11 protein-coding genes are annotated in these 12,470 nt (G+C 58.9%); 6 read left to right on the top strand and 5 right to left on the bottom strand.

The features are described 5' to 3' along the window. Nucleotides 1-85: 85 nt before the first annotated feature. The gene (gene ampC / locus ACA063_RS20160) at nt 86-1,246 is read left to right on the top strand and encodes a class C beta-lactamase (RefSeq protein WP_497663089.1); all 1,161 of its coding nucleotides are present in this window, start codon (nt 86-88) and stop codon (nt 1,244-1,246) included. A 164-nt stretch (nt 1,247-1,410) separates the two neighbouring features. Here ampC and ACA063_RS20165 read toward each other — a convergent pair whose 3' ends face one another. Then, nucleotides 1,411-1,962: a DUF4174 domain-containing protein gene (locus ACA063_RS20165; protein ID WP_497663090.1), complete on the bottom strand. Its 552-nt coding sequence runs from the start codon at nt 1,960-1,962 to the stop codon at nt 1,411-1,413. Between the two features lie 232 nt (nt 1,963-2,194). Here ACA063_RS20165 and ACA063_RS20170 point away from each other — a divergent pair, with 232 nt between their 5' ends. Both ACA063_RS20170 and ACA063_RS20175 read left to right on the top strand, forming a co-directional pair. Then, entirely contained in the window at nt 2,195-2,665 is a 471-nt protein-coding gene (locus tag ACA063_RS20170) for a GNAT family N-acetyltransferase (protein ID WP_497663091.1), read from the top strand. Nucleotides 2,666-2,711: 46 nt separating this feature from the next. Further along, nucleotides 2,712-3,080, top strand: a complete 369-nt coding sequence (locus tag ACA063_RS20175; protein ID WP_497663092.1) for a VOC family protein — start codon at nt 2,712-2,714, stop codon at nt 3,078-3,080. A gap of 7 nt (nt 3,081-3,087) precedes the next feature. Here ACA063_RS20175 and ACA063_RS20180 read toward each other — a convergent pair whose 3' ends face one another. From ACA063_RS20180 to ACA063_RS20190, 3 genes are all read right to left on the bottom strand, one after another. Further along, the gene (locus tag ACA063_RS20180) at nt 3,088-3,873 is read right to left on the bottom strand and encodes a sulfite exporter TauE/SafE family protein (protein ID WP_162441167.1); all 786 of its coding nucleotides are present in this window, start codon (nt 3,871-3,873) and stop codon (nt 3,088-3,090) included. Between the two features lie 1,019 nt (nt 3,874-4,892). Beyond that, nucleotides 4,893-6,110 (bottom strand): MFS transporter, encoded by a 1,218-nt coding sequence (locus ACA063_RS20185; RefSeq protein WP_497663093.1) that lies wholly within the window; start codon nt 6,108-6,110, stop codon nt 4,893-4,895. A gap of 70 nt (nt 6,111-6,180) precedes the next feature. Then, a complete protein-coding gene (locus ACA063_RS20190; protein WP_497663094.1) occupies nt 6,181-6,930 on the bottom strand; it encodes a hypothetical protein in 750 nt (249 codons plus the stop codon). 84 nt (nt 6,931-7,014) lie between these two features. On the opposite strand from ACA063_RS20190, the gene ACA063_RS20195 reads away from it, so the two are divergent. Genes ACA063_RS20195 through ACA063_RS20205 form a run of 3 tightly spaced genes read left to right on the top strand, consistent with a single transcriptional unit; the run spans nt 7,015 to nt 9,803 of the window. Next, entirely contained in the window at nt 7,015-8,424 is a 1,410-nt protein-coding gene (locus tag ACA063_RS20195; RefSeq protein WP_497663095.1) for an MFS transporter, read from the top strand. A gap of 56 nt (nt 8,425-8,480) precedes the next feature. After that, on the top strand, nt 8,481-9,302 hold the full coding sequence (locus tag ACA063_RS20200; RefSeq protein WP_497663096.1) for an aldo/keto reductase: 822 nt from the start codon (nt 8,481-8,483) through the stop codon (nt 9,300-9,302). Nucleotides 9,303-9,332: 30 nt separating this feature from the next. Then, nucleotides 9,333-9,803: a DUF1810 domain-containing protein gene (locus tag ACA063_RS20205; protein WP_497663097.1), complete on the top strand. Its 471-nt coding sequence runs from the start codon at nt 9,333-9,335 to the stop codon at nt 9,801-9,803. Here the strand turns inward: ACA063_RS20205 and ACA063_RS20210 are convergent. Beyond that, on the bottom strand, nt 9,768-12,128 hold the full coding sequence (locus ACA063_RS20210) for a DNA polymerase II (RefSeq protein ID WP_497663098.1): 2,361 nt from the start codon (nt 12,126-12,128) through the stop codon (nt 9,768-9,770). The two genes, ACA063_RS20205 and ACA063_RS20210, sit on opposite strands and share 36 nt — an antisense overlap. Between the last annotated feature and the right edge of the window lie 342 nt (nt 12,129-12,470).

A 12,470-nucleotide genomic window follows, 5' to 3' on the forward strand; every position in this document is an offset into this window, starting at 1 on the left:
GACAGTCTACTTAGATTTGCCTCGCCCGATGACCGACAGGGCTTGAAAACCGCTCGGAGTGTAGCGGTCAATATCCACCAAACTCATGGAAAGACTCCTCGACATGCCTAACAAGATCAACTCCTACAGCGCTTTCGCACTTTTACTGTTCGCCAGTCACGGTATGGCTGATGAACACCTCGACGGTATTGTGCGCGCCGCAGTTGAACCGGTCATGCAGCAACAGAACGTTCCCGGCATGGCAGTCGCCATCACCGTCAACGGCACACCGCATTACTTTAACTACGGGGTAGCCTCGAAGGAAAACGGTCAAGCCGTGACCCAGGACACCCTCTTCGAGATCGGCTCAGTCAGCAAAACCTTCACCGCCACCCTCGCGGCCTATGCCAACGCGACCGGCAAATTTTCCCTCTCGGACAAGGCCAGCCAAGTGCTCCCGGCATTCCGTGGCAGTGCCCTCGACACCATCAGCCTGCTGCAACTGGGCACCTACACCGCCGGTGGCCTGCCATTGCAATTCCCCGCAGCGTTCGACACGCCAGACACCATGCTCGGCTACTTCAAACAGTGGAAACCAACCTATGGCGCTGGCACCCACCGCCAGTATTCGAACCCGAGCATCGGGTTGTTCGGTTACCTGGCAGCCCAACGTATGGGAGCGCCGTTTGATGAGGTGATGGAAAAAACCTTGTTGCCCAAATTGGGGTTGTCGCATACCTGGATCAAGATTCCCCCTGCCGAAATGGGCCTGTACGCCCAGGGTTACGACAAGGAAAACAAACCGGTCAGGGTCGGCCCGGGAGCCCTGGATTCAGAGGCATACGGCGTAAAAACCAGCGCCGCAGACATGCTTCGGTTCGTTGAGGCGAACCTGAAACCCTCGAACCTTGAACAGCCATTGCAACAGGCCATCGCCACGACTCACACCGGTTACTACACCGTCGGTGGAATGACCCAAGGGTTGGGCTGGGAGCGCTACACCTACCCCATCACGCTGGAAAAACTGCAGGCCGGCAATTCAACGGAAATGGCCATGCAAGCGCATAAGGTCCAATGGTTGAACCCACCTCAGCCGCAACCGGGCAACGCGATGTTCAACAAAACCGGCTCGACGGGTGGCTTTGGCGCCTACGTGGTTTTCGTGCCCTCCAAAGACATCGGCATCGTGATTCTGGCCAACAAAAACTTCCCGATTCCGGAGCGGATCAAAATCGCTCACGCGCTACTGAACGTCCTGACCGAATGACGCACTTGCTGCAGCATTTGCCGCGGGTTTGGAAGAGCGGGTAACACACAATAAAAGATCGCAGCCTCGCTTCGCTCGACAGCTCCTACAAGGGTTACACGTACACCTGTAGGAGCTGTCGAGAGAAACGAGGCTGCGATCTTTTGATTTATTCCGACGAAATTTCAATCATCCGGCATTTCAGGCGGCTTGGTCGGCTTCGCAGCCTTCGCCGGTTTGGCACCCTTCGCGCCTTTAGCCGCCGGCTCCGCTTCAGCCGCTGGCGCTACCGTCGGGGCGGCGGCTTCTTTCTCTGCCATCGGCATGGCGTCGATGGCACTGAAGATCTCCTTCAGCTCGACCTTCCCCGTTTGCTCAAGCTTCTTCTCGCCATCCTTGCCCACCAGAATGACCTTGGTTTGCGCACCAGCGCCCAGTTTGAGCGCCCGGATCAGCGCCATCGTGGTTTGCGGATCGAGGTCCTTGCCCTCACGCTGGCCCATCGTGTTGATCACCGAATAGAGCACCATGTTTCGCTCGGTAAAACCCTGTTTGTTCGCAGGCTCTTCCAGGGACTTTTTCAGGCCGACCCACGTCGGATCCACCGTGCTTGGGGCGATGACAATCAGCGGTCGGGACCTGCCCTTGTCCATGTCCAGCGGTGAGTCGCCATCAGCGGCGAACAAAGGGCCGGCAAGAACCAGCAAGGTAGTCAGGGTCAATGACCTGATGAGCATGCGCATCTCCTTTTGATATCCACGCTCTAATGATTGCGCATCGCGGCGATTGTTCCGGGTGACGCACCACGATTGTGTTTCGCCTTGCCCAAAGCTTAGGTCAGGGCGGTCATTGCGCAACCGGTCAAACCGGTTGCAGCGCGGAAATTGATTACCTGTCGTGATCGTTTTATTGTCCCTCTCACGGGTGACGAACGACTCGTCATCCCCAGGAAAAGGAGTTTCGACTGCCATGCAAATCGTCTATCTCTGCGACCATCCGGCGCTGATACCGGAACTGGCCGAGCTGAACTTCAAGGAATGGGGTCACTACAAGCCCCACGATACGCTCGAAGCCAGAACCGAACGCATGCGCAAAGCTTGCGGTAAAGGCGCCGTGCCTACGGTGGTGGTCGCCATCGAAGATTTACAGCTGCTCGGCGGCGCCCTGCTGATCGACAGCGACCTGGCATCGCGACCTGAACTCACACCCTGGCTGGCGGGGGTTTACGTGAAGGCCGAACACCGTGGTCGGGGCGTTGCGTCGGCGCTGGTCACGCGAATCGTCGAGGAAGCCGCGGCGCTTGGGATTCCCGAACTTTACCTTTACACCGATACATCCCAGTCGCTCTACGCCAGGCTGGGCTGGGAAGTTGTCGAAGACACATTGGATGACGAGGGCCTTGCGATCACCGTGATGAAGCGCGACACCTCGAAGGCCTGACGCAATCCTGCTTAACTCATGGGAGTGAACCCTGGAGGCTTATCCCATGAGCGCTCAGTTAAACCACACCATCGTCTGGTGCCGAAACAAGCAGGTCTCGGCGACGTTCCTCGTCGAGATCCTCGGTTTGCCGGCCGCAGAGCCTTTCGGCCCGATGCTGATCGTCAAGTTGGACAACGGCGTGTCGCTGGACTTCTACGACAACGATCCGCCGATTGCCTCTCAACACTATGCCTTCCTGATCGGCGACAACGATTTCGATGCCGCCTTTGCGCGCCTGCAGGCACGCCAGCTGCGGTGGTGGGCCGATCCCGGCAAACTACGGCCCGGCGAGATCAATGACTATGGCGGTGGCCAGCGGGTGTACTTCGACGACCCGGATGGCCACCTGCTGGAAATAATGACGCGCGTTTAAGGGACTATCAGAACGCCAGTTTGTAACCGATCAAAACCAGCATGGTGGCCAGGCACGGGCGCAAGACTTCATCGGAAATACGCCCGGTCAAATGACTGCCCAGCCAGATGCCCGGCAATGAACCGATCAGCAAGTAGCCCAGTACCTGCCAGTCCATGTTGCCCATGCTGGCGTGACCGAGGCCTGCGACCAGGGTCAGTGGAACCGCGTGAGCGATTTCGGTACCGACGAGGCGGCGGGTTGGCAGCAGCGGATAGAGAATAAACAGCGCCACCGTGCCCAGGGCGCCGGCACCGATGGACGTCAAGGCAACCATGGTGCCGAGCACCAGGCCGGTGATGACGGTCATGACATTCAGGCGTGGGCCGCTGGGGTTGTAGTTACCGCCCGCTCGTTTGTGGGCGAAATCCAGCAAACGCTTCTTGAAGAAAATCGCCAGCGCAGTAGCAAACAGTACAAAGCCCAGGGCCTGTTTGATGACGGCGTTCATGGCATCGGGGGATGTGTGCAGCGTGCTCAGGAACCAGAGCGTCATGGCCACCGCCGGCACACTGCCAAGGGTCAGCCAACCGGTGATGGCCCAGTCGATGTTCTTGTTCTTTCGGTGAACCAGCACGCCACTGGATTTGGTGATGGCCGCATACAGTAGGTCGGTGCCGACTGCCGTTGCCGGGTTGATACCGAACCACAGCAGGATCGGCGTCATCAACGAACCACCGCCGACGCCAGTCATGCCAACGATAAAACCCACCACCAGTCCGGCGACGATTAACCCGAAGTTCACAAATTCCATTAAACCGTCCACAGACCGCAGGAAAACTGGCCCGCAGCATAGCGATTTTTCTTATAACCACTTATATCGTTGCGGACTATCGTTATATCCAACCGTTTTTCGGATGTCCCCGAGATCAACTGCAGGATTTAGTGTGGTGTGGTGTGGTGGTGTGTGTGTACATATCCGTTTTTTCGGTCATGGCTTCTATTGGTTTCGCTTTTACAGCGAGTCACTTGGAAAAGCCCCAAGTGACTCGCTGTAAAAGCGAAACCAATAGAAGCCGTAACCGCAGGAATGGATATGTACATCAGCAAGATACTCCCCGCCGATCAGACCGCTATCGCGAGCAGGCTCGCTCCTACAGTTTGATCCGGGTGCATCAGGGAAATACTCATCGGCTGTCAGGGCGCCATCGCCGGCAAGCCAACTCCCACAGTTTGATCCGGGTGCATCAGGAAGATATCGATCGGCTGTGAGGCCGTCATCGCGAGCAAGCTCGGCTCCCACAGGCGAACGCGTGAACTTCGAAAGTCAGGTCGGCTGTCAGGCCGCCTCGCTTTGGCTTTTGATCTGCTTTTGATCTTCTTGCCCCCTCGGCAGGCCGAGCGCAGGTTCTGCGCAGTGGGCAACCCGGCATGGATGCCGGGTTAGCCGCCCCCGGCCATGGATGGCCGATGGCGGCGGGCCCACGGAGCAGGACCGGAGCGAGGGTATGCCGAGCCTGGGCGAGGCACTGGACGAAAGGGGCAAGAGCGTTTGGTTACTTTGCGCTCTTCAAAGTCACTCGCTGTAAAAGCGAAACCAATAGAAGCCGTAACTGCAGGAATGGATATGTACATCAGCAAGATACTCCCCGCCGATCAGACCGCTATCGCGAGCAGGCTCGCTCCTACAGTTAGATACGGGTGCATCAGGGAAATACTCATCGGCTGTCAGGGCGCCATCGCCGGCAAGCCAACTCCCACAGTTTGATCCGGGTACATCCGGGAGAAACGAGGTTGGCTGACAGGTAACCCTATCGCGAGCAAACTGTGCGCCTACAAATGAACCCGCCGCCCCGGCTTGAAGCTGTAATGCCGATTGATCCACACCGTAGCAAACGCAATCAGCGACAAAATCAACAACGCCCACGGAAACGACATCGCCCCCGCCCGGTCCAGCAGCAAACCACCCAACAACCCACCGCCCGCAATCGCCACATTCCAGGACGTGGTGAGCATCGCTTGCACAACATCCACATTGTCACCCGCCGAATCAGCCGCTGCCGTCAGCACCAACGTGGCCGACCCCCCGAACGAAAGCCCCCACACCGCCATGCAGCCATAAATCACCCAAGGCGACGAATTCGCCATCGCCAACACCAGCGCCGTCAACGCAAACACAGCCAGGCTGATCAACGTCAAACGGCGTAACCAGCGGTCGACCAGCAGGCCGATAATCCAGATCCCCACCAGGGAGCTGATGCCGAAGACCAGGAGGCCCAGATCCACCCGCTCACCCAACCCGGCTTGCTTCAGAAAAGGCGCGATGTAGGTGTAAAGAATGTTGTGCCCGAGCATCCACGTCAGGACCACAAACAGCACCGGCCGTACGCCAGGGGTGCGAAATACCTTTGCCAGCGGCAGGCGTTGGGTGTCGGCCTGTCCCGGCCGGTCTGGCACCGAAATCATGATCCAGGCCGCCAGCACCAGCGCCAGTGCCGACATGATGCCGAACGAGGCGCGCCAGCCGATCATGTTCCCCAGCCACGTACCCGCTGGCGTACCGAGAGACAGCGCAACCGGTGTGCCGAGCATCGCGATCGCCAATGCCCGGCCCTGCAGGTGCACCGGCACGAGGCCGCGCGCGTAACCGGCCATGATGCCCCAGGATAATCCCGCCGCCATGCCCGCCAGAAACCGCGAGACCAGAGTCAGGCCGTAATGCGTGGAAAACGTGGTGACGGTATTGAACAGCAGAAATCCGCAGACGGTCATCATCAACACCCGCCGCCTGCGCCAGCCGCGAGTGGCGACGGTCAGCGGGATGGCGGCCACGATAGACCCTAACGCATAGAGCGTCACCAGTTGCCCGGCCCATACCTCACTCACGTTCAGTCCCGCGCCGATTTGCGTCAGCAACCCGGCGGGCAGGGTTTCGGTGAGGATGGCGATGAAGCCTGTCATGGCGAATGCCAGTAACGCTGCGTAAGGCAGTTTCTCGGTTCGGGTCGAGTGATCGATCAGCCCGCGTTCGACGGTGGCATGGTCAGTCATGACGTGTGCAGCTCCTTTCAATCAATGCAGGCGCAGATTGTATACAACTTTGCACTCTACCTGACCCAACTCACTGCACCGGCAAGAAATTCAAAAAGAGCAAACTTTGCGCGTAATTCAGGCCGATTCGGCGATACCGTTCGTCGAGCATCTGAGTGAGCAAGTCCAGCCGCGCGACGATCTTGCCGAATTCCACGGCGAAACTCAGGTTGCTGCCCTCCTCCGAGATTTCATTGGAAAACAGCAGCGGCCCGCCCTGGGGGTTCTGCCGCTGACTGAGGATCCAGGTGGCTTTTTCGATGTTGCGCGCGGCGTTGCTGACGAACGTCGGGTTGATCGCGTCGGTCATGTAGAACTCCATGCGATTGCTGTGTGCGGTCACCAGCATGCTGCCGATGGCGTAAATGAACGCGCCCACCCGGTCACCCAGAAACTCCGGGCTCATAGCGTAGCTCAACGCGGCCAGATCTTTTTTACCGCCTAAAGTCGGCAGCGGCTGCTGCTGTTCGATGGCCATGCGCACCTGTTTTTCCGCGGTTCGCGCGTCGAGGAAACCGGACTTTTTCAACTCGTCCGGGTTGCGCAGGTAGAGCTTGGTCATCAGCAAGTAAAGGCTGTCGAGGTTGTCGCGCATGGTCAGGGTGGCCATGCGGTCGACGCTGGTCTGGAGGAATTCCTGGGGTTTGCCTTCGCGGAACTGGTCGACGATGTCCTGCCCCTGCTGCCGGCTGCAACCACTGACGAAGAGCATCGCCAGCGCGCTGAACAGCAGGCAATAACATCGGATTTGCGCAGTAATGAGGGGTAAAACTCGAGCCATGGATTCGGGGACTTGGGCATTGGCCGGCGGTGGGGATCGCCGCGGGCTGGCCAAGGATAGAGCCGCGAATACTGAAAAAGTGCAGTGCCGACGGTCTGTAAACATCCGTCGGTACATCGGCTCACGGTTCTGTGTACCCTAGCCGCCGACAAGGAGCGTCATCCGGCGAGCTGTTTGAAAAGAAGGGACTTCATGGGTAGCGATCATTCAGGTTTCAGACTGATCCCCGGCATCAACCGACAATTGCTGAAGGTGCAGTTCAGCTTTTTCCTAATGGTGCTGGGAGGTCGGTGCAACCAGTTGGCCGTGGCCTGGTGGACGTTGCAGGAAACCGGCTCGGCCGTGTATTTCGCCAACATGATCGCTTGTTCAATTGCGGCAGAAGTGCTCGCCAGGCCGTTGTTTGGATGGCTCGGCGACCGGTACAACAAAATCCTCATCCTCAAAATCGTATCGATGCTGAGCGCCGTGACGGCGCTGGTGATGGTGCTGCTGTCCGTCACAGGCGCCTTCAATCCCTGGACACTGGGCGCGTTGATGATGATTGGCAGCGCGGTGGTCGGCGTGCGCGATCCGCTCCAGGCGTCGATCATTCCGCTGTTTGCAGACGACGATAAAGTCTCCCTGGCGTTCCGCAGTAAAAGCGTCATGTACTCGTTTTCGACTCTGCTGGGACCCGTGCTGGCCAGCGGGCTGATTTATGGGTTCGGAATTGCGTTCGCGTTGGCCGCCGATTTTTTCGCGATCCTTGTTGCCGGGGCCTTGATCGCCACGGTGCCGACGCACACAGGCGCCACGGGCACGGACGCAAAAACGCGGGTGACCAGCGGATTCAGGATGATCTGTTCAGGCTTCAAAGTCGTTTACGGCGTGAAGGTCGAGTTTTTCCTGGCGATGATTGCCATGCTGGTCAACTTTGCCCTTTTCCCCTTCTTTACTATCCTGCTTCCCCTGTACGTCAAAGACGTCATCCAGTACCCCGTTACTTACATCGGCCTGCTGGACTCATGTTTCGGCCTGGGTATTCTGGCCGGCAGCTACAAGGTCATCGGCTGGCTCGGGGAGCGCATACCGCGTGATCTGTGTGTGTCGGCGGGCTTTGCATTATTGGGGGGCAATTTGTTGGTCGTTGGCACCGTGTACTCATCGGTCATCGTTCCCCTCGCATTTTTCTGCGGCGGCATCGGCCTGATGCTGATCAACATTCCGACCTCGGCGGTGCGGTTGCTGGCGACGCCCAAGGATCACCGCAACCGGATTTTCGCCACCGTGTCGTTTCTGTCTGCGGCGGCCAGCCCTTTGGGCAGTTTCGCGATGAACGGCATGATCACGACAATGGGCGTTTCACTGACGATCACGCTGCTGGGTGTCATGGTGCTGCTGTTGTCTGTGCTGGTCTTTCTGGTGCCTGATTTCAAGACGTTCATGCGCACCCGCGACACGCAACTCACTGATGCGTATAGGGTCCGGTACCCCAGCGCCTTTTCTCACTGAACCTCGCGACGTTAATGCTGCCGAATGTAGACCCCCAACAGTGTCAGGAGGTTTGAATGCGCACTTTGCAATTGGCCGGCGTGGACGTACCGGTCATCGGCCAGGGGACCTGGCACATGGGCGAGGACCGCTCGCAGCACGTCCAGGAAGTCGCCGCCCTGCGCCTGGGTATCGAGCTGGGCATGACCCTGATCGATACCGCAGAAATGTATGCCGAAGGGGGCGCCGAAGAAGTCGTAGGCGAGGCCATCGCCGGGCTGCGCGACAAGGTGTTTCTCGTCAGCAAAGTGTATCCGCACAACGCTGGCCGCAAAGGCATTCCCCAGGCGTGCGAGCGCAGTCTGAAGCGGCTGGGCACTGATTACATTGATCTGTATTTGCTGCACTGGCGTGGTCAATATCCCCTCGAAGAAACGGTAGAAGCGTTCGAACGCCTGCGCGAAGCGGGCAAGATCGGCAGTTGGGGTGTGTCCAACTTCGATGTGGACGATCTGCAGGAGCTGAATTCACCTGCCTGCGCCACCAATCAGGTGCTTTACAACCTGGAAGAACGGGGTATCGAATTTGACCTGTTGCCGTGGTGCCAGGCACACCAGCAGCCAATAATGGCGTACTGTCCCATTGGTCAGGGTGGGCAAATGCTGGCCCATACGACGTTAAAGCAGGTGGCTGCCCATCACGGCGTGTCACCGGCACAGGTTGCGTTAGTATGGATTCTGCGTCAGAAAACCGTGATCGCCATCCCCAAAGCGGTCCGGCCCGAACACGTGAAACTCAATGCTCAAGCCGCCGATCTACAGCTTGAAACCGGGGATCTGGAAGCGCTGGACCAAGCGTTTCTCGTGCCACACCGTAAACAGCGATTGGCCATGGTCTAGGCCTTCGCTGTTTCATCAGAGGGCTTCTATATGAGAAGCACTGATCCGCTGGATTCTTTCAACCTGCAACGCTTTATTCAGGCGCAAGCGCCGGTGTTCGACCACGTCCAGGAGGAGCTCATCGCCGGGCGCAAACGCCGGCACTGGATGTGGTTCATCTTTCCGCAGATCGCCGGGCTTGGCGGCAGTGAGATGTCCCGGTATTTCGCCATTCAGTCCGCCGCCGAGTCAGCGGCCTACCTGAATGATCCTCTACTGGGCTCACGCCTGCGCACCTGTACCCAATTGGTTCTGAACATCAGGCAACGCTCGATTGCCGAGATATTCGGACACCCTGACGACCTGAAATTCCACTCATCGATGACACTGTTTGCGCAGATCGGTCCTCCTGACAATCTGTTCAATCAGGCGCTGGATCAGTATTTCCACGGCATTCCCGATGAGTGGACGCTGTCGTTGCTGGACTCAAAACAAGCCCAATTGCCCACCAATCAGGGTTGAAAAGTCATCGTCCACGAACGGCAGGATCGCGTCCGCGATTGGTTGCAGTTGGCGGGTGACGTAATGGTCGTAATCGATGGGCGCGCTACGGATTTCCAGCGGTTCGGGGCCGGCAACAGTGATTACATAACTGATCCAGCCGCCATTCTGATACTGGCGCGGTCGGCCTTGCTGGTCGTTGTAGTCATCGGCAGTGCGCGCTGCCCGCACGTGGGGCGGCACGTTACGTTGATAGTCGTCGAGGGTGCGGCGCAGGCGTTTGCGGTAGACCAGGCGATCGTCGAACTCACCGGCCAGGGTCTTGCTCACGTAATCGCGCACATAATCCTGATAAGGCTTGCGGTGGAAAATCAGCGAATACAGCTCCTGCTGGAACTGTCGCGCCAGCAACGACCAGTCGGTGCGTACCGCTTCCAGCCCCTTGTAGACCATCTCGTCAGTGCCATCAGCCCGAGCCACCAACCCGGCATAACGCTTTTTGCTGCCCTCCTCGGCCCCCCGAATGGTGGGCATCAGGAAGCGCTTGTAGTGGGTTTCGTATTGCAGCTCCAGCACGCTGTGCAATCCATATTCCTGCTGCACATGTTCACGCCACCATTGATTGACGTGGTCCACGAGAGAGCGGCCGATCTGCGCTGCTTCTTCCTGGCCGTGGGCTCGGCGTAACCAGACGAACGTCGAATCGGTGTCGCCGTAAATCACCGTGTGCCCCTGCGCTTCGATCAACTGGCGGGTGCGCAGCATGATCTCGTGACCGCGCAAGGTAATGGACGACGCCAGCCGCGTGTCGAAGAAACGGCAGCCACTGGAGCCGAGCACCCCGTAGAACGCATTCATGATGATCTTCAGAGCCTGGGACAGCGGCGCGTTGTGTTCACGTTTGGCGGTCTCGCGACCTTCGGCAACCCGGGACACGATGGCGGGCAGGCAGTGCCGGGTTCTGGAAAACCGGGCGCCACGGAATCCCGGCACCGAGTCCTGGTCGTCCGGGTGCTTGAGGCCTTCGATCAGCCCCACGGGGTCGATCAGGAACGTACGGATGATCGAGGGGTAAAGGCTTTTGTAGTCCAGTACCAGTACCGACTCGTAAAGCCCCGGTTGCGAGTCCATCACAAAGCCGCCGGGGCTGGCCTCTGGCGGCCGGCCTCCGAGGTTCGGCGCGACGAAACCCTGGCGGTGCATCAACGGCATGTAGAGGTGGGTGAACGCCGCCACCGATCCACCGCTGCGGTCCGCCGGCAACCCGGTGACGCTGGCGCGCTCCAGCAGGAAGGTCAGCAGCTGGGTCTTGGCGAAAATCCTCGTGACCAGTTCGCAGTCCTTGAGGTTGTACTTGGCCAGGGCTGGCTTGTCCTCGGCGAACATGCGGTTGATTTCGTCCATGCGCTGGTACGGCGTACTGATCGCCTTGCCCTCACCGAGCAACGTTTGTGCGACGTTTTCCAGGCTGAACGACGGAAAACTCCAGGTCGCCGAACGCAGGGATTCGATGCCATCGATGATCAGCCGACCGGCCGCTGCGGCGAAATAGTGGTTGCGGCTGCCGTGTTCGCGCCATTGCATTTCTTCACCGCCACGCCCCAGCTTCAACGGCACCCCCAGGCGCCGTGCGTGCTCGTGGAGTACGCGCAAATCAAACTGCACGACGTTCCAGCCGATGATGGCGTCCGGATCAAAGCGCTCGAACCATTCGTTGAGCTTCTTCAACAGCAGGGTTCGGGTATCACAGTATTCGAGCTGAAAATCCACCTCGCTGCCGTCTCCATTGGGAGGACCGAGCATGTACACCTGACGCTCGCCGCAGCCCTCCAGGGCAATGGAATACAACTCGCCTTGCGCGGTGGTTTCGATGTCCAGGGACACCAGCTTCAGCGCGGGCCGGTAGTCGGGATGGGGTTTCATCTGCGCATCGAGCAACAGGCCGTCCGCAGTGGGGTTACCGCCGAAGGTGACCGGCGCAGTGATGAAGCGCTCCATCATGTAGCGTTCCGGCGGGCGGACATCGGCTTCGAGCATCTCGACACCGGCCTTGCGCAGCGCGGTTTCCAGGCGCATCAACTGCCCGTGCTGCTGGCAATACACACCAAGCACCGGCCGATGTTCGAAGTCCAGCAACGCCAATGGCCGCAGTTCGACGTTTTTTTCGTCCAAAAGCACCTGTTCAGCCTGCTCGCGCTGCTGCTCGGGAATGAACGCCACCGACGGTTGATAAGGCAGGCGAATGCGCCGGGGACCGTTGTCGGTCGCCAGCCAGAACTCGACTTCCGTGCCGGCCGGGGTATCGCGCCAATGCCGGGTCAGGACGAAGCCCTGCTGTAAATCCACCTGTGCAACCTCGATATTGATTCAGGGCGGTGATTCTACGCGTCATCGACGGGGTAGAGCTTGTGCATCGTGCGTGAAGAGAGCATTGGGGGAACTGGGCTTATCCACCACAAATCGATAGGGCTGCGCCGTCCTTTGTAGCAGCTGCCGAGCCTGCGAGGCTGCGTCCGACTGCGCAGCAGTCGCAAAATAGTTACACGAGTGTGATCTGACCCACAGCAGGGTCTGGTTATACGAGTGCTTCGCAGCCGGACGCAGCCTCGCAGGCTCGGCAGCTGCTACAGGAATCGGGGGTGAGGTGTGAAAACGCGTTGCGTGTACGAGGGTGTACAGGGGGAATTT

Source organism: Pseudomonas sp. LBUM1643 (assembly GCF_059716215.1).